At 50.5% G+C, this 17,917-nt stretch carries 17 protein-coding genes; 15 read left to right on the top strand and 2 right to left on the bottom strand.

The window, feature by feature from the left end; all coding sequences use genetic code 11:
- Nucleotides 1–23 precede the first annotated feature (23 nt).
- Nucleotides 24–851 (top strand): AmmeMemoRadiSam system radical SAM enzyme, encoded by an 828-nt coding sequence (gene amrS, locus MUB35_RS21170; RefSeq protein ID WP_103732801.1) that lies wholly within the window; start codon nucleotides 24–26, stop codon nucleotides 849–851.
- A 27-nt stretch (nucleotides 852–878) separates the two neighbouring features.
- Here the strand turns inward: amrS and MUB35_RS21165 are convergent, their stop codons facing one another.
- Entirely contained in the window at nucleotides 879–1,634 is a 756-nt protein-coding gene (locus tag MUB35_RS21165; RefSeq protein WP_103732800.1) for a TIGR03915 family putative DNA repair protein, read from the bottom strand.
- 287 nt (nucleotides 1,635–1,921) lie between these two features.
- Nucleotides 1,922–3,493, bottom strand: a complete 1,572-nt coding sequence (locus tag MUB35_RS21160; protein ID WP_244806788.1) for a putative DNA modification/repair radical SAM protein — start codon at nucleotides 3,491–3,493, stop codon at nucleotides 1,922–1,924.
- 161 nt (nucleotides 3,494–3,654) lie between these two features.
- Between MUB35_RS21160 and spoIVA the strand changes: the two genes are divergently transcribed.
- The 14 genes from spoIVA to cbiB all read left to right on the top strand — a co-directional run bounded on the left by spoIVA (nucleotide 3,655) and on the right by cbiB (nucleotide 17,908).
- Nucleotides 3,655–5,124: a stage IV sporulation protein A gene (gene spoIVA / locus MUB35_RS21155; protein ID WP_033141826.1), complete on the top strand. Its 1,470-nt coding sequence runs from the start codon at nucleotides 3,655–3,657 to the stop codon at nucleotides 5,122–5,124.
- A 349-nt stretch (nucleotides 5,125–5,473) separates the two neighbouring features.
- The gene (gene cbiD / locus MUB35_RS21150; RefSeq protein WP_033141825.1) at nucleotides 5,474–6,631 is read left to right on the top strand and encodes a cobalt-precorrin-5B (C(1))-methyltransferase CbiD; all 1,158 of its coding nucleotides are present in this window, start codon (nucleotides 5,474–5,476) and stop codon (nucleotides 6,629–6,631) included.
- 63 nt (nucleotides 6,632–6,694) lie between these two features.
- Nucleotides 6,695–7,396 (top strand): precorrin-2 C(20)-methyltransferase, encoded by a 702-nt coding sequence (gene cobI / locus MUB35_RS21145; protein WP_033141824.1) that lies wholly within the window; start codon nucleotides 6,695–6,697, stop codon nucleotides 7,394–7,396.
- Nucleotides 7,393–8,157: a precorrin-4 C(11)-methyltransferase gene (gene cobM / locus MUB35_RS21140; RefSeq protein WP_033141823.1), complete on the top strand. Its 765-nt coding sequence runs from the start codon at nucleotides 7,393–7,395 to the stop codon at nucleotides 8,155–8,157. The genes cobI and cobM overlap by 4 nt, the downstream gene beginning before the upstream one ends.
- Nucleotides 8,154–9,272: a cobalt-precorrin 5A hydrolase gene (locus MUB35_RS21135; protein ID WP_054351242.1), complete on the top strand. Its 1,119-nt coding sequence runs from the start codon at nucleotides 8,154–8,156 to the stop codon at nucleotides 9,270–9,272. Before cobM ends, MUB35_RS21135 begins: the two co-directional genes overlap by 4 nt.
- Nucleotides 9,265–9,996, top strand: coding sequence for a precorrin-3B C(17)-methyltransferase (gene cobJ, locus MUB35_RS21130; RefSeq protein WP_033141821.1), 732 nt, complete (start codon nucleotides 9,265–9,267; stop codon nucleotides 9,994–9,996). The genes MUB35_RS21135 and cobJ overlap by 8 nt, the downstream gene beginning before the upstream one ends.
- On the top strand, nucleotides 9,989–11,968 hold the full coding sequence (cobK, locus tag MUB35_RS21125; protein ID WP_244806787.1) for a precorrin-6A reductase: 1,980 nt from the start codon (nucleotides 9,989–9,991) through the stop codon (nucleotides 11,966–11,968). Before cobJ ends, cobK begins: the two co-directional genes overlap by 8 nt.
- A gap of 12 nt (nucleotides 11,969–11,980) precedes the next feature.
- Complete coding sequence (locus tag MUB35_RS21120; RefSeq protein ID WP_033141819.1) at nucleotides 11,981–13,357, top strand: cobyrinate a,c-diamide synthase; 1,377 nt, start codon at nucleotides 11,981–11,983, stop codon at nucleotides 13,355–13,357.
- Nucleotides 13,358–13,446: 89 nt separating this feature from the next.
- On the top strand, nucleotides 13,447–14,496 hold the full coding sequence (gene cobT, locus MUB35_RS21115) for a nicotinate-nucleotide--dimethylbenzimidazole phosphoribosyltransferase (protein WP_244806786.1): 1,050 nt from the start codon (nucleotides 13,447–13,449) through the stop codon (nucleotides 14,494–14,496).
- 18 nt (nucleotides 14,497–14,514) lie between these two features.
- Complete coding sequence (locus MUB35_RS21110) at nucleotides 14,515–15,078, top strand: bifunctional adenosylcobinamide kinase/adenosylcobinamide-phosphate guanylyltransferase (protein WP_103732491.1); 564 nt, start codon at nucleotides 14,515–14,517, stop codon at nucleotides 15,076–15,078.
- Complete coding sequence (gene cobS, locus MUB35_RS21105) at nucleotides 15,065–15,853, top strand: adenosylcobinamide-GDP ribazoletransferase (protein ID WP_244806785.1); 789 nt, start codon at nucleotides 15,065–15,067, stop codon at nucleotides 15,851–15,853. The genes MUB35_RS21110 and cobS overlap by 14 nt, the downstream gene beginning before the upstream one ends.
- A 93-nt stretch (nucleotides 15,854–15,946) precedes the next feature.
- Nucleotides 15,947–16,333, top strand: coding sequence for a bifunctional adenosylcobinamide kinase/adenosylcobinamide-phosphate guanylyltransferase (locus tag MUB35_RS21100; RefSeq protein WP_244806784.1), 387 nt, complete (start codon nucleotides 15,947–15,949; stop codon nucleotides 16,331–16,333).
- Entirely contained in the window at nucleotides 16,326–16,943 is a 618-nt protein-coding gene (locus MUB35_RS21095; protein ID WP_103732490.1) for a histidine phosphatase family protein, read from the top strand. The genes MUB35_RS21100 and MUB35_RS21095 overlap by 8 nt, the downstream gene beginning before the upstream one ends.
- Nucleotides 16,937–17,908 carry an adenosylcobinamide-phosphate synthase CbiB gene (cbiB, locus tag MUB35_RS21090; protein ID WP_244806783.1) on the top strand — a complete coding sequence of 324 codons (972 nt, stop codon included), beginning with the start codon at nucleotides 16,937–16,939 and terminating at the stop codon, nucleotides 17,906–17,908. Before MUB35_RS21095 ends, cbiB begins: the two co-directional genes overlap by 7 nt.
- The last annotated feature ends 9 nt before the right edge of the window (nucleotides 17,909–17,917 follow it).

The raw sequence follows: 17,917 nt of genomic DNA, 5'->3' as shown, positions 1-17,917 counted from the left end.
GCGCATGAGTGCGGAGGAATCTTATGGGAAACGTATGCGGAGTTTGTATGCATCACTGCCGGCTGGAAGAGGGACAGACAGGACGCTGCAGGGCAAGGCGGAATGTGAAGGGCAGAATAGAATCTGTCAATTATGGAAGATGTACTGCGCTGGCGCTGGACCCTGTGGAGAAGAAACCGCTGCAGAGATTCTATCCCGGAAAAAAGGTCCTTTCTGTGGGCAGTTTCGGCTGTAACATGTCCTGTCCGTTTTGTCAGAATTTTGAGATTTCCATGGCCGGTGAACAGGAACTGGAATCTGTGCCCTTCAGCCCCAAGGAGCTGGCCAAGCAGGCAGAGGCGTTGAGAACGCGTGGAAATATAGGCATCGCTTTTACATATAATGAGCCTCTTGTGGGGTATGAATATGTGCGGGATACTGCCAGAGAAGTAAGAAAAAGAGGAATGAAGAATATCCTTGTCACCAACGGAGCATTTACAGAGGAGACAGAGGATGCTGTGCTGTCGTATATTGATGCCATGAATATAGATCTGAAGGGGTTTACAGAATCGTATTACAAAAAATTGGGAGGGGACCTGGAAACCGTAAAAGCATTTATAGAAAAAGCCGTCAAAGTGTGTCATGTGGAACTTACCACACTGGTGGTGCCCGGAGAAAATGATTCTGTTTCTGAGATGCAGAATCTGGCCAAATGGACGGCATCCTTGAGCTGTGAGATTCCGCTGCATGTGACCAGGTTCTTTCCACGATGGAAGATGCAGGACCGGGAGGCGGCCGATGTTAGGAAGGTATATCGGCTGGCAGAAGAGGCAGGAAAGTATCTGAAGTATGTGTATACAGGAAACTGCTGATTGGGTGTCTTGGCGTGTGCAGGTTCATCACTGGAATTCAGGCATGTGTTTACGGTACCATATGGGCAGCATATTGCGTTGGCAGCGAGGGTTTTTGCGCTGTTCAATGCCGATAGTCTGAAAGAAGGATTTCCAGAGGCCCACATAGGGGTCAAAGCGGTCTTTGGAAGCTTCCATGTAGGAGAGTTCTTCATGTGTCACGGGAGTCAAAAAGTAGTCGCTGTCAGCAGGATGTACGACGGAAAGCATCCGTGTCTTGTCTACGATCATCCAGTGTTCTGAAGGCATACGGTCCTCAAAGTTGGGGGCAAGGAGTGTGAGGACATTACATTTGGGTTCAATGATGGAGAGCAGTACCTGGTTTTTCAGCCGGGAAAAGCGGACAAATTCCCGAAAGAGATGTGCTTCATTGGCTACCTTCCGGTCCAGCTCAAAGAGAGCGGATACGGCAGGATTACCGAACATCCGGGGGGTTTTTTCTCCGCAGACAAAACCAAGGATCATGTAGCGGTAGATAATATCCAGTTTGTCAGGATGGTCGGACATGGCAGCCCGGTAGATGTCATGATATGAATTTTCGGAAATTTTTTGCCTGACGGAGCGGATCACTTTTTGTACTTTCTCTTCGTCGGGGTCTACGTGGCGGTAGTCGCAGAAAAGTTCCGGGGACCAGATGGGTTCAATCTGGAGTTTTATGTTGTTGTGGCCCAGACGGGCGGACCAGGCGTCGTAAATGCAGGTCATCATGGATTCAAAGGTGTCTTGGCAGGTGAATATTACCATGTGGGGGGCTCCTTTCAAATGATATGGGGACGGGAAACTCGCGGGGGAGAGGCCGGGGCGCCGTGTCTGCGGTGAGCGAAGCGTTCCGCTGGTCCGGAGCTAACCTGCTGCCATTCACTAAGTTCATCGCCAATGGGCTCTTCACTAAGTGACTGGCGCAGGTGGATCTCCGGGCCGCTCCACTATACATCGCTCACCGCAGACACGGCGCCCCGGCCTCTCCCCCGCGAGTTTCCCTGGGTATTGGCGGTTGAACGGTGTGAAAAGAAAAAACAAAAAAGACTATACTATAGCTGGCCGCTGAGGGTTTTTAGGGAATCCTCGGGGGCGGGGGTGGACAGGTGCAGGTCATCGAAGAGGGAGAGCTGGCGGTAGGTTTGGGGATGATCCAGGGACCAGGTGGTTTTTTGGTCGGTGGAGGTGAGCTGGCGGGTGATGAAATCCTCTTCAATGGGGGTGCGGTACAGCATTTTGCCGCTGCAGGTGATAAAGTATTGGGCGCGTTTCAGGACGACGCCCAGTTTTTTTAGGGCCGGGAAATCCAGGCGGGTGGTCCGGCGGGCCTGGACGATCCGATAGGCGGATTTGTTGCCCAGGCCGGGGACTTTCAGCAGATCCTCGTAGGATGCGGTCTGAATCTCTATGGGGAACAGCTCCAGGTGGCGCAGAGCCCAGTCGCACTTGGGATCCAAAAGGATGTTGAAGTTCGGACGGCTGGGGTCCAGAAGGTCCTCTGCGTGGAAGCCGTAAAAGCGCAGAAGCCAGTCCGCCTGGTACAGACGATGCTCTCTTAAAAGGGGAGGGGCCGTGTCCAGGGAGGGAAGGGCGGAGTCCTCGTTCAGAGGGACATAGGCGGAGAAAAAGACGCGCTTTAAGTCAAACTGCTGGTACAGGGACTGTGTTACCTGTAAAAGCTGGTAGTCGTTTTCCGGGGTGGCACCGATGATCATCTGTGTGCTCTGGCCTGCGGGGACAAAAGAACGGTTTTGGGCAGCAGGCAGAGAAGGTGTGTTTTGGCGGAAATAAAAGGACGGACTTCCGGCATCCGATGAGGGTGCAGGATGGGCCGGGGAGGCAGAAGGGCCTGTCCCGGCAGGGGTCTGAGGGCCGTTCAGAGCTTTGCTGCCGGAAGAGCCTGTGATGGTGTCCTGTTTTTCTTTTTTGTCTTTGAAGATGGAGTTGGAGAGGTAGCGGTTGGCACTGCTGCGCTCCATCTGGGCAGACTTGCCTATGGAGAGGCGGTAGTCTGTGATGCCGTGCTGTATTTGTTTTATGGGCTTTAAGATATTCTCATGACTTTTGCCGGGTGCCAGGGCATGAAGGGACTCTCTGGTGGGAAGTTCCATATTGACGCTCATGCGGTCAGCCAGATAGCCAATCTGCTCAATGATTTCAGGAGCGGCTCCGGGGACGGCTTTGGCATGAATATAGCCGCGGAAATGGTATTTGGTGCGCAGCAGATAAAGGCTTCGATACATAAGTTCCATGGTATAGGTCGGTGTTTTTACGACGCCGGAGCTTAAAAAGAGACCTTTTATATAGTTTCTTTTATAAAATTCTACGGTAAGGCTGCAGATCTCATCCGGGGTGAAAGTGGTGCGCACTTTGTCGTTGGAACGGCGGTTCAGACAGTATTTGCAGTCATAGATGCACTCATTGGATAATAGAATTTTTAACAGGGAGATACAGCGTCCGTCAGAGGCAAAGCTGTGGCAGATGCCTGCAGCTACGGAATTGCCCAGACTGCCCTTCTCACCGCGGCGGTCAGAGCCGCTTGAGGTACAGGCCACATCGTACTTGGCCGCATCAGATAAAATCTTTAGTTTTTCTTCCAGGGTAAGGGATGATGATAAGTACATATTGCTCAAATCCTTCCGAATGTATGTTCTGTTTACAGAATAGCACAGGGAAGAAAAAGTGTCAAGAACAAATGTTCGGTTCTATGGCATTTTATGAAAGAAAAGGAATATCTGAAGGGCTGGAAGCATATAATTTAGCAGTACGATAAGGGGGTATTTTCATGGATACATATAATATTTATAAAGACATACAAGCCCGCACCAGAGGAGAAATTTACATAGGGGTAGTGGGACCGGTGCGGACGGGAAAATCCACATTTGTCCGCCGTTTTATGGAGCTGGCAGCACTGCCTAACATGGAAGAGACAGCACAGAAAGAGGTGAGGGACCAGCTCCCTTTAAGCGGTTCCGGAAAATTGATCACCACCGTGGAGCCAAAATTTATTCCGAAAGAAGCCGCTAAGATAAAAATCGGTGATGATGTGACCGCGAAGATCCGTCTCATCGACTGTGTAGGGTATATGGTGCCGGATGCAGCGGGCAATATGGAGGACGGCAAGGAGCGTATGGTCAAGACTCCCTGGTTCGGATATGAAATACCTTTCCATCAGGCAGCGGAGACAGGCACAAAGAAAGTGATCGAGGAACATTCCAATATCGGTCTTGTTATCACATGTGACGGTTCTTTTGGAGAGATCCCCAGGAATAATTACATAGAGAGTGAGGAGAAAACCGTTGCGGAGCTGAAAAAAGCGGGAAAACCGTTTTTGATCCTGGTAAATTCCCAGAAGCCCTACAAGGAGGAGACACTTGCTCTGTGTGAGGAGCTGAAACAGAAGTATCAGGCAGGTGTTCTGAGCGTGAACTGTGAGCAGCTCCGCAGGGATGATGTGACCAGGATCATGGAAAAAGTATTGTATGAGTTCCCAATCGTACAGATGGAATTTTTCATACCGAAATGGGTGGAAATCCTTCCTACAGACCATTATCTGAAAGCAGAGCTGCTTAGCTGTATCCGGGAACTCATGGGAAAAATGAAATACGTGAAAGATGCCACCAGGGATAAAATGGTTCTGAAATCCCAGTATGTGCGAAATCTGGTACCGGAGGCCCTGGATCTTTCCACCGGCAGGGTGAGGATACGGGTGGACATGGATGAGAACTGGTACTATGCTGTCTTAAGTGAGATGACAGGGGTATCCATTTCCGACGAGTATGAGCTGATCCATACCATGCAGGAACTGGCTAAAATGAAGGAAGAATACGTGAAGGTGCGGGAAGCCATCTCCTCTGTGAGAGGAAAGGGCTACGGTGTAGTGACACCGGATAAATCGGAAATTAAGCTGGAAGAGCCCATGGTCATTAAACAGGGCAGCAAATACGGCGTGAAAATTAAATCCGTCAGTCCGTCCATCCATATGATACGGGCCAATATTGAGACAGAAATTGCCCCCATCGTGGGAAGCGAGGAACAGGCAAAAGACCTGATCGAATATATCAAGACCAGCGATGAGAGACAGGAGAGTATCTGGCAGACAAATATTTTCGGCAAGTCTATCGGACAGTTAGTTGAGGACGGCATTCACACAAAACTGGTCCAGATCAGCGATGAGAGCCAGGTAAAACTTCAGGATACCATGCAGAAAATTGTCAATGACAGCAAAGGCGGACTTGTCTGCATCATCATCTGACGGAAGTGCGCTTTTACATTGACTTTTCCCGGGGAAAATTATATAATTACAACAGTGATTATATGACCCGGAAACGTTACGGAAGCAGGTGGAATTCCTGTGCAAGTCCGTTACTGTAAAGCCAGATACGTGCGGTGCCGGAGAGGGGGACGTCTGCGGCAACCGGACAGTTCAAAACAACAGGATAAGTGTGTGTTTTTTATTCTGCTGTTACCCATAAGAAAAAGAATCCGTTGTCAGTTTTCTGGCAGCGGTTTTTCATTTATGAAAATAGAAAACCGCAGAGCGGGTTTTCTGAGATTTTAGCAAAAGATGCGGCTGATACCGGCCGATTCGGAGAAATGAACATATGACACATAAGACTGGTCTGGAAGACTATTACATTATCAGGAATAACAGGAAGATGCGTTTCGGTTACACCACCGGAACCTGTGCGGCTGCAGCTTCCGAAGCGGCTGCCCGGATGCTTTTGTCAGGAGAGGAGATCCGGGACATCTCCTTTATGACACCAAAAGGAATACTGCTGAATCTGGAGATTCTGCATATCGAAAAGGGGGAGGATTTTGTGTCCTGCGCTGTGCGCAAGGACGCGGGAGATGACCCGGATATGACAGACGGTCTGGAGATCTTTTCCCGGGTAAAGAAAACCGGTGAATCTAAAATAGTTCTGGACGGCGGCCCCGGCGTGGGACGCGTGACAAAGAAAGGTCTGGAACAGCCGGTGGGCAGTGCGGCAATCAACAAAGTACCCCGCAGTATGATTCTGAAAGCAGCGGAGGACATCTGTTCGGAATATGATCATGAGGGTGGTCTGGAAATCATTATAAGCGTTCCAAACGGGGAGGAGGCGGCGAAGAAGACCTTCAACCCAAGGCTGGGTATTCAGGGAGGTATTTCTATTCTGGGAACCTCCGGAATTGTGGAGCCCATGAGTGAGAGCGCGCTCATAAAAACCATAGAAGTGGAAATGCGGCAGCGTGTGGAAAACGGCAGCCGTTTTCTGCTGGTGACCCCCGGCAATTACGGCTCCGCATATCTGAAGGAGCATATGGACCTTCCCCTTGAGGGGGCCATGAAATGCAGCAACTACGTGGGTGAGACAATCGACATGGCAGTTTCCATGGGTGTGGAAGGCATTCTTTTTGTATCCCATATCGGAAAATTTGTAAAGGTGGCGGCAGGGATCATGAACACCCATTCCCGCTGTGCAGACGCCAGGGCTGAAGTACTGGCTGCCAATGCCATGCGCGCGGGAATATCCGCAGAGACGGCACTGGATATTCTGAACACCGTCACCACAGATGAAGCGCTGGTGCTGATTCAGAGAGAGGGAAAGCTGAAGGAGACCATGAAAGAGGTGACAGACAGGATTTCCTATTATCTGCATCACCGCGCTTATGACAGGATGAAGATGGGTGCCGTTATTTTTTCAAACGAATTCGGCTATCTCGGAGAGACAGAAAAAGCCGGGGAGCTGATGAGGCTGATAAAAGAAGAACAGCGGTAACCGCTCAGCCTTCCGCTGTCACAAAGAAAATACGTTATCAAAAGATAAAGGAGAAGGAAACAGATGAAAGGTAAATTGTTTGGATTAGGAGTGGGGCCGGGAGACCCGGAACTGCTTACACTCAAGGCGCTCCGCCTGATCAGGGAAAGCGAGGTCATCGCCGTACCCGGAAATAATGTTAAGGAGAGTGTGGCTTATAAAATTGTAAAAGGTGCCTATGACGGCCTGGATGAAAAAGAACTCATTCCAGTTGCCATGCCCATGACAAAGGACAAAAAGGTATTGGAGGCCAATCACGACAAGGCGGCAGACGATGTGGAAGCCCGGCTGAAAGAGGGGAAAAATGTGGCGTTTCTCACACTGGGGGACCCCACTGTGTACTCCACTTACCTCTATGTACATAAAAGGATCGTGGAGCGCGGATATGAGGCTGAGATCGTAAGCGGCATTACCTCCTTCTGCGCAGTGGCGGCCAGACTGAATATGGGACTTGTGGAGATGGCAGAGCCTCTTCATGTGATTCCGGCTACCTATAATGCGGATACCATGGATGACATTCTGAAGCTTCCGGGCACCAAGGTGCTGATGAAGACAGGTAAAAAACTGAAACAGGTGCGTGAGAGCATACTGGAAAGCGGACAGGCAGCAGTTATGATCGAGGACTGCGGTATGCCCACAGAAAAAATATATGAGTGCGCAGAGGACATACCGGAACAGTCCGGATATTATTCCCTGATTATTGCAAAAGAGAAGGAGACATTATGATACATTTTGTAGGAGCGGGGAGCGGTGCCCCTGATTTGATCACCCTGAGAGGAAAGAAATTTCTGGAGGAAGCAGATATCATCATTTATGCAGGTTCCCTGGTGAATCCGCAGCTTCTGGAGTACGCGAAGGAAGGCTGTGAGATTTTCAACAGTGCCAGGATGACACTGGAGGAGGTTCTGGATGTTATGCGCAGGGCCGAGAAGGAGAATAAAGTGACGGTGCGCCTTCATACAGGTGACCCCTGTCTGTACGGTGCCATCCGGGAGCAGATGGATGTGCTGGATAAGGAGAACATTGCCTATGATTACTGTCCGGGCGTAAGTTCCTTCTGCGGAGCGGCTGCAGCTCTGGATCTGGAATATACGCTGCCAAATGTGTCCCAGAGTGTGATCATCACAAGAATGGCAGGCAGAACGCCGGTGCCGGAAAAGGAGAGTATTGAGTCTTTTGCGGCGCACCATGCCACCATGGTGGTGTTTTTAAGCACAGGCCTTCTGGAAGAGCTTTCCAGGCGGCTGATCGAGGGCGGTTATACCGCGGATACACCGGCAGCAATCGTGTACAAGGCCACCTGGGAGGATGAGAAATCCTTTGTCTGCACAGTGGGAACTCTGGCGGAGACAGCCAGGGAGAACCAGATCACCAAGACAGCACTTATGATCATCGGCGATGTGGTGGCGCATAACGGATATGACCGTTCAAAATTATATGATCCCGGTTTTACAACAGAATTCAGAAAGGGTACGGATTCCATATGAAAGTTTCCATTATCAGCTTCAGCCGTGCGGGATACCGTCTGAGCGAGATGCTCTACTGGGTGATGAAAGAGCGCGGATATGAGGTAGAGTCCTATACAAAAAGTAAATATACAAAAAAAGTCATGGATGAGTCACAGCTTGAGGTGGACGACAGGTCCTTCCGCAATGTAAAGCAGTTTGCAAAGCCTGTTGACGCCTCCATAAAAGAATGGGCGGGCATGCGTTTCCGGGATTCCGATGCCATTGTGTTTGTGGGAGCCTGTGGAATCGCTGTGCGCAGCATTGCCCCCTTTGTGACCAGTAAGAAAATAGATCCGGCTGTCATTGTGGTGGATGAGCAGGGCGGTTTTGCCATTTCTCTGCTGTCAGGACATATCGGTGGTGCCAATGAGCTTACGGAGGAGATCGCGGATATCATTCACGCCACACCGGTCATCACCACAGCGACGGATATCAATAAGAAATTTGCGGTGGATGTGTTTGCCAGGAAAAACGGATGCTATATTTCCGATATGGATCTGGCGAAGGAGATTTCCGCAGCGCTTGTGGATGGAAAGGAAGTGGGATTTGCCAGTGATTTTCCATGGATCGGGGATATCCCCTCAGAGCTTGTGCTGCTGGATGAGGAAAAAGAAAAACCGGAGATCGGTATCTATGTGACGGATAATTACCAGAAGCATCCTTTTGTCCATACCCTGTACCTGGTACCAAGAGTGGTGACAGTAGGTGTGGGCTGCAGAAAGGATACCGAAAAAGAGACTGTGGAGCGTGTCATCCGCAGAGCCTGCGATGAGCTGCTGCTTCCCTCTGTATCTATGGAGCGGGTGGCAAGCATTGACCTGAAAAAGGACGAGGCGGGAATTATAGGGTACTGTCAGGACAGAAACCTGCCTTTTGTCACTTATACAAAGGAGGAGCTGGCACAGGTGGAAGGTACCTTTGCGGAGTCAAAATTTGTGGAAGAGGTGACAGGCGTGGACAATGTCTGTGAACGAAGCGCAGTACTGGGCAGCAGCCAGGACGGCGTGAAGAGTATGTTGATCTTAAGAAAATATGCGGAGGACGGGGTGACCGTTGCTCTGGCCAGAAGGAAATGGAGTGTGCATTTTGAATAAATTATACGTGGTGGGTATCGGTCCCGGTGCCTATGAAAAGATGACAATTGAGGCTGCGGAAGCCCTGAAGAACAGTGATGTGATCATTGGATATACGGTATATGTGGATCTGGTAAAGGACCATTTTCCGGGAAAAGAGTTTCTCACAACGCCTATGAAAAAGGAAGTGGAGCGCTGTGTCATGGCTTTTGAGGAAGCCGTGAAGGGAAAGACCGTGTCCATGATCTGCAGCGGTGATGCAGGTGTGTACGGTATGGCCGGCTTGATGTATGAGGTAGGCGTGGGATATCCCAGCGTGGAACTCACTATCATTCCGGGGGTTACGGCAGCCACCGGCGGGGCAGCAGTTCTCGGAGCGCCTCTGATCCATGATTTCTGTCTGATAAGCCTCAGCGACCTGCTGACTCCATGGGAGAAGATTGAGACCAGGCTGTTAGATGCGGCCCACGGGGATTTTGTAGTCTGCTTGTACAATCCGTCCAGTAAAAAGCGCCATGATTACCTGATGAAAGCCTGTGACCTGATGATGAAATACAAGTCAGAGGACACTGTCTGCGGAATTGTGGGCAATATCGGAAGAGATGGGGAAGAGATGAAAGTCATGACTCTGAAAGAGTTGAGGGAGACAAAAGTGGATATGTTTACCACAGTCTTCATCGGCAATTCCCAGACAAAGGAAATCGGCGGCAGGATGGTGACGCCGAGAGGCTATAAAAATGTGTAAGGTCCTTGTGTTTGCAGGCACCACGGAAGGCCGTAAAACTGCGGAATTTCTGGACAGCCAGTCCATACCCTCCCATATCTGTGTGGCTACGGAGTATGGGGAGGAGCTGCTGCCTAAAAGCGGGAATATGACGGTTTCCCATACCCGCCTTACAGAGGAGGATATGGAAAATCTTATGCGCAGCATACAGGCAGACCCGGTCATTGATGCCACCCATCCCTATGCGGCTGAGGTGACAAAGAACATCCGCACAGCCTGCGAGAAGACAGGATGCAGATATGTAAGGCTTCTCCGCAGCAGCAGGGAGAGTGATCAAAAAAATGACAGAGCCGTTTACGTCTCCAGTGTGGACGAGGCTGCCGAGTATCTGAAGGGCACCAAGGGAAACATTCTGGTGACAACCGGAAGCAAGGAAATCGCCAAATATACAGTCATTCCCGATTACAGAGAGCGGGTGTTTGCCCGGGTACTCTCCCTGGCAAATGTGGCGGCACAGTGCGCGGAACATGGATTTGAAGGGAAAAATCTGATCTGCATGCAGGGGCCGTTTTCAAAAGAGATGAACAGGGCTATGATAGAGCAGCTTAACTGTAAATACCTGGTCACAAAAATGTCAGGCGCCACCGGAGGGTATCAGGAAAAACTGGATGCAGCCCTGGAGACAGGCTGTACCCCTATCGTGGTGGGAAGACCTCTTGTGGAGGAAGGAATTTCCCTTGCTGCGTGCAGGAGGATGCTCTGCAAAAAGTTTTCCCTGCATCCGTCCCGGGAAATTTCTCTTGTGGGAATAGGTGTAGGCAGCGAAAAACTCATGACACTGGAGGCACAGCAGGTGCTGAAGGAGGCGGAACTCATCATCGGCGCCAGACGTATGGTGGAGGCAGCCTCTTATGAGGGGCAGGATACCTGCATGGAGTATGACAGTGATAAAATCTGCAGCTATATAGAGGAACATCCGGAATATGAGAAGACAGCCGTTGTATTGTCCGGGGATGTGGGCTTTTACAGCGGAGCAAGAAAACTTCTGGAAAAGCTTTCGGGACATCACGTGCGGGTGGTATGCGGAATCTCCTCCCTGGTGTATTTCATGGGAAAAATCGGCAGATCCTGGGATGACGCGTTTATCACAAGCGCCCACGGAAGAAATGCAAATCTGGCAGCAGCAGTCCGCACCCATGAGAAGGTTTTCGCAATTCTTGGCAGCAGGGACGGCGTGTCTGTGCTGGCAGGGAAACTGATGGATTACGGAATGGAGCATGTGCGTCTGTTTGTGGGAGAGCAGCTTTCCTATGAACAGGAGAAGATCATTTCCGGTTATCCAAAAGATTTTATCTCTTATACCGGAGATGCTTTAAGCGTGGTATATGCGGAGAACAAAGCGTTCGTGCCATATCCGGCCACCCATGGCATACGGGATGAAGAATTTGTAAGGGATAAAGTGCCCATGACAAAGGAGGAGGTGCGCACAGTATCTCTTGCCAAGCTGGGGCTTCTCAGTGACTCTGTCTGCTGGGATGTGGGAGCAGGAACAGGTTCGGTCTCTGTGGAGATGGCGCTTCGGGCCGCCCGGGGAAGGGTTTACGCCATTGAGAAAAAATCCCTGGCTGCGGAACTGCTTCAGAAAAATAAAATGAAATTTGCAGCGGAGAATCTGATCGTTGTGGAGGGGGAGGCCCCGGAGGTGCTGGAAGATCTGGAAGCGCCTACTCATGCCTTCATCGGCGGCTCATCCGGAAATATGAAAGCCATTATGGAACTGCTGCTGCGCAAAAATCCCAGGGTCAGAATCGTGATAAACTGCATTGCCATGGAGAGTGTGGCGGAGGCGCTGCGCTGCTTAAAGGAGCTGCCGGTCACGGATACGGATGTGGTGCAGCTCAGTGTGGGAAGGGCAAAAAAAGCAGGGCCTTACCATATGATGATGGGCGAGAATCCAATCACCATTATTTCCTGTACAGGAGACATCAGATAGGAGAGATATTATATGAAAATACCGCGCATACTTCTTTGTGCCGGTGCCAGCGGCAGCGGCAAAACTCTGCTCACCTGCGGCATTCTTCAGGTATTGAAAAACCGCGGGCTGAAAGTGGCATCCTTCAAGTGCGGGCCGGATTATATTGATCCAATGTTCCACACAAAAGTCATTGGGACAAAATCCAGAAACCTGGACACCTTTTTCACTGACAGGGATATGGTGCGGTATCTGCTTGCAAAAAACAGCCGCTGCATGGATGTTGCAGTTATGGAAGGCGTCATGGGATATTATGACGGGGTCGGAGGGACCACCAGCAGGGCCAGTGCCTATGAGCTGGCAAATGTGACGGAGACGCCGGCAATTCTCATTGTGAACTGCCGGGGCATGAGTGTGTCTGTGCTCCCCTATATCAAGGGATTTGCGGAGTATAAAAAGGACAGCCGGATCGCCGGCGTGATTCTGAATCAAATGACAGCCATGCTGTATCCGAGAGTCCGGAAAATGATAGAGGAGGAGCTTTCCATCCCCGTTCTGGGATATGTGCCGAAGGTGGAGGACTGTGTACTGGAGAGCCGCCATCTGGGACTTGTAATGCCTGAAGAGGTGGAGGGATTCCGGGAAAAACTCATGAAACTTGCAGGGATACTGGAGCAGACGCTCTGCGTGGACAAAATCCTGGAGATCGCGGGGAGTGCCCCGGAAATCCCGGAGGAAAAGCCCTGGAAGGAGGACAGCGCGTATGCATTTTCCCTACCCGAAAAAGTCAGAATCGGAGTTGCCAGGGATGAGGCGTTCTGCTTTGTCTATGAGGACAACTTAAAGCTGCTGGAGCAGATGGGGGCAGAGATTGTATATTTTTCACCTGTCCATGACAAAAGGCTTCCGGAAGGGGTCTGCGGCCTGATTTTTTACGGCGGTTATCCGGAGCTTTTGGGGAAAGAGCTGGAGGATAATTACCCGATCCGCCGTGCCATTCTGGCAGAATATCAGAGGGGGATTCCTATTCTGGCAGAGTGCGGCGGTTTTATGTATCTGCATGAATCCATGGAGGATATGGATAAAAATCCGTGCGACGGTGTGGGAATCATACCGGGACATGCCTACAGAACGGAAAAACTGGGACGATTTGGATATGTGACACTTACCCAGAGGGAGGGAACCGTATTCGGAAAAAATATTGGGAAAAGTCCTGCCCATGAGTTCCATTATTTCGAGTCCACATCCTGCGGCCATGAATTTTTGGCGGAGAAGCCAATGAGCAGCAGGACATGGAACTGTCTGCATGCATCGGAGCATCTGCTGGCAGGTTTTCCGCATTTTTATTACTATGGAAATCCCAGGCTTCCCCAGGCATTTCTGGAAAAATGCCTGGAATATAAAAAATGAGATATCTATTCAGACGTTCTGCGCAGGGAATGCACTGATCTGCTGAATCGTTACCACAAAATACAGAAAGAGGAAGAGAGGAAAGAAACATGAAACTGGAAGAGGCTTTGAAAAGAATTGAACCGGTCAATGAGGAAGTGATGGAGGAGAGCAAAAAACGCTGGGACAGTATAGCGCATCCCCTTCACAGCCTGGGCAAGCTGGAGGACCTGCTGGTACAGATCACAGGTATCACAGGCTGTCTGGATATCCATCTGGAAAAGAAAGCACTGGTTCCCATGTGTGCGGACAACGGCGTGGTCGAGGAGGGTGTGACCCAGACCGGGCAGGAGATCACAGCTCTGGTGGCAGAGAATTTCCTGCAGACAAAAGCTGTCTCCAGCATCATGTGTAAAACCGTCGGAGCGGAGATCTTCCCTGTTGACGTGGGCGTGGCAAAAGATGTCAGTATCTTAAACCGCAAGATCGCCTATGGAACAAAGAACATGACAAAAGAACCTGCCATGACAAGAGAGCAGGCGGTAAGAGCCATCGAGACAGGCATTGAGATGGTGGAAATGCTGAAAGAGAAAGGATACGGCATCATTGCCACCGGTGAGATGGGAATCGGAAATACCACAACCAGCAGTGCTGTGGCATCCGTGCTCCTGGATATGCCTGTGGAGAATATGACAGGCCGCGGCGCAGGTCTTTCCAGTGAGGGCTTAAACCGTAAGATCAATGCCATCAAAAAAGCGGTGGAGGTGAACAAACCGGATAAAAACGATGCCATCGATGTGGTTGCCAAGGTGGGAGGATTTGATATCGCTGCTATTGCAGGTCTGTTTTTGGGCGGTGCTGCTCTTAAGATCCCTGTTGTCATTGACGGCGTCATTTCAGCCACCGGAGCCCTGGTTGCAGCCGGTATCTGTCCCACTGCAAAACAGTATATGATCGCCAGCCATGTGTCAAAAGAGCCTGCAGGACATCTGCTTTTAGAAGCCCTTGGCAAGGAAGCTTGTCTGCACTGTGATATGTGCCTGGGAGAGGGAACAGGAGCCGTGGCTTTCTTCCCGCTCTTAGACATTTCCACAGCAGTATTTTACGGAATGAGCGATTTCGGCGGTATCGGCATGGATGCTTATGTGCCGTTAGATTAAGGAAAGCGGAGCGAAATTATGATAACTTTGGTGACGGGGGGAAGCGGGAGCGGAAAATCCGCCTATGCGGAGGATGTGCTCACTGGCTTTGGCAGTTGTGAAAGGATTTACATTGCCACCATGTACCCCTTTGATGAGGAGAGCAAAAAGCGTGTGGAGCGCCACAGGCGTATGCGCGCCGAGAAGAATTTCACAACTATAGAGTGTTATACAGGATTGAAACATGTGCAGGTGCCAAAAGGCGCCTGTGTGCTTCTGGAGTGTATGTCCAATCTGACCGCCAATGAGATGTTTCAGGAGGACGGCGCAAAGGAGAGGACCGTGGAGGCAGTGCTGGAAGGGATTGAGGCTCTGGATGCGCAGGCAGCGGAGCTGGTGATCGTGACCAACGAAATTTTTTCCGACGGCATAGAGTATGAGGAGGAGACCAGACGGTACCAGAAATACCTGGGTGAGATCAACCGGGAGACAGCACGCCGGGCCTGTCAGGTGACAGAGGTGGTGTATGGCATTCCCCTCACATACAAGAACAGGACAGAGAAAACAGACAGGACGGGGGAAATATCGGATGAGACAGAGTAAAGCGGCACAGTTTTGGAACAGTTTTAAGATCGCATTTTCCATGTATTCCAAGATTCCCATGCCTCAGAGTGAATGGACGAAGGAAAACATGCGGTATGTCATGTGCTTTTTTCCATTGATAGGCGTGGTGATCGGTGGGTTTTCCTGGCTCTGGGGTACATATGCCGGCAGTTTTCTGGACAGCCGTATCTTTATCACCATTGTGCTTCTTCTGATTCCTGTTGCGGTAAGTGGCGGAATCCATCTGGACGGCCTTCTGGACACCTCAGATGCCCTGAATTCCTATCAGCCCAGGGAGAAGAAACTGGAAATTTTAAAGGATTCCAATGCAGGAGCCTTTGCCATTATCGTGGGAATCTGCTATTTCCTTCTGTATTTTGGCGTGTACAGTGAGCTGACCGAAGCGGGGCTTCCTGTTGTGTGTATGGGATTTGTACTCTCCAGAGGGATGGGGGCATTTTCAATCGCGTCCTTTCCCATGGCTAAGAATACCGGACTGGCAGCCACTTTTTCAGACGGTGCGCAGAAAAACGCGGTGAGAGTGGTCTCTGTACTTTTTTCACTGGCAGCGGCTGTGCTGATGGTTTTCTATCAGCCGGTGATCGGTGGGTTTGCCATACTGGGTGCGGCGTTGGAATATCTGTATTATTACCGTATGTCCATGAAACAGTTCGGAGGGATCACAGGTGACCTGGCCGGTTTTCATATGCAGATCTGTGAGCTTGTCATTGCCCTGTTCACAGTGATCGGTGAGGTGGTTGTGCGCTGCCTGTAGAAGAAAAGTGACCAAATGCAGCCGGCAGTCAGGCTGAATTCCACAGACAAAGGACTGTGAGGGGACAAAGGAAACAGAATGGAGGAAAGGTATATGCAGCTGATTATTGGCGGAGCATTTCAGGGAAAAAAGGAATATGTAAAAACCATGCAGGGATTTGAGGAGAAAGAGATGGCAGACGGGGCAGATGCCTCCTATGAAGATATTTTCTCCTGCGGATGCCTGTATCATTTCCATGAGTGGATACGGGCGAGACTTTTGGAGGGCAGGGACCTGGATGATCTGGAAAAGGAATTATCCGTGAGAAATCCGGACATTGTGCTGGTCTCCAATGAACTGGGGTATGGTGTGGTCCCTGTGGATGCCTTTGACCGAAAATACCGGGAGGCTGTGGGCAGGATCTGCACAAGGATGGCAGCCGCGGCGAAACGTGTAGTCCGGGTGACCTGCGGAATCGGGACGGTGATAAAAGATGCTTAAGATTCTATTGATCCGCCATTCCATGACGGCGGGGAACAGACTGGGGCGTTATATTGGCTCCCGCACGGATGAACCTCTCTGCGAGGAGGGAATCCTTCTTCTTGGTAAGTTTTCCTACCCGCCTGTCCAGCGGGTTTTTGTAAGCCCCATGCGCAGGTGTCTGGAGACAGCCGGGATTCTGTTTCCGGGAACGGAGAAAGAAGAGGAAGTGCTTTTAAAAGAATGCGACTTCGGCATTTTTGAAAATAAGAATTACCAGGAGCTGTCAGGAAATCCGGAGTATCAGGCATGGATCGACAGCAGCGGAACCCTGCCTTTTCCTGAGGGGGAAAGCCAGGAAATGTTTCAGAAGCGGTGCGTCCGGGGATTTGCCCGCTGTGTGGAGCAGTGTCTGAAGGATGGCCTGCACACAGCAGCCCTTGTGGTGCACGGGGGAACGATCATGAGTATCCTTGGCGCTTGTGCAGACGCGGACAGGAGCTATTTTGACTGGCAGGTGAAGAATGCCCAGGGATACGAGGTACTGGTGGAAGAAAAGAAGTGGAGAGAGAGCCAGAAGATACAGGTGGCCGGCAAATATACACAGGAAGGATTTGACAAGACATGGTAAAATGGACAGCACTGGCCCTAATACTGGGCTTTTTGATAGATCTGCTTCTGGGGGATCCCAGATGGCTGTACCATCCGGTCCGTATCATCGGAAATGGTATCTCACTGCTGGAAAAAATACTCAGGCGTATGTTTCCAAAAACCCCCGGGGGGGAGAAGACAGCCGGATTTTTTCTTGTTCTGCTTATCTGTATAGGAAGCGGAGGAGTTCCGTTTCTGCTTCTGTATCTGGCTTACCATATCCACACGGTTCTGGGGATCGCCCTGGAAACCTTCATGTGCTATCAGATGCTGGCAGTGAAGTCTCTGAAGGCGGAAAGTATGCGTGTGTATGAGGCGCTGAAAAAGCCGGACCTGCCGGGTGCAAGAACCGCGGTTTCCATGATCGTGGGAAGAGATACCCGGAGCTTATCCGCAGCCGGTGTGACAAAGGCAGCGGTGGAGACCATTGCGGAAAATACATCTGACGGCATCATTGCACCCCTTTTTTATATGGCTATTGGGGGACCTGCCCTCATGTTTTTGTATAAGGGGATCAATACCATGGATTCCATGGTGGGGTATAAAAATGAAAAATACCTGCATTTCGGAAGATATGCAGCAAAGCTTGATGATATTGCCAATTACATACCGGCCAGGATCAGCGCCTGGCTGATGATACTGGCCTCCTTGTTTGCGGGATTTGACTGGAAAAACGCGAAGAAAATCTTTCTGAGGGACCGCTACAATCATGCAAGCCCAAACTCTGCCCAGACAGAGGCTGTCATGGCAGGTGCTCTGGACATCCAGCTTGCGGGAAATGCTTTTTATTTCGGAAAATTATATGAAAAACCCACCATCGGAGACGCGGTAAGAGAGGTGGAAACAGAGGATATTAAAAGAGCAAACCGCCTGCTGTATGCAAGCGCTGCCCTGGGGACTCTTTTCTTTGCCCTGATCCGTATGGGGATTTTCATGTTACTGTAAGGAGAAAAT

Origin of the sequence: Blautia sp. NSJ-175, assembly GCF_022867815.1 — a bacterium.
GTDB lineage: Bacteria > Bacillota > Clostridia > Lachnospirales > Lachnospiraceae > Blautia > Blautia celeris.
Note: the sequence above shows the minus strand (reverse complement) of the source record. Positions and strands in the feature narration are given on the sequence as shown.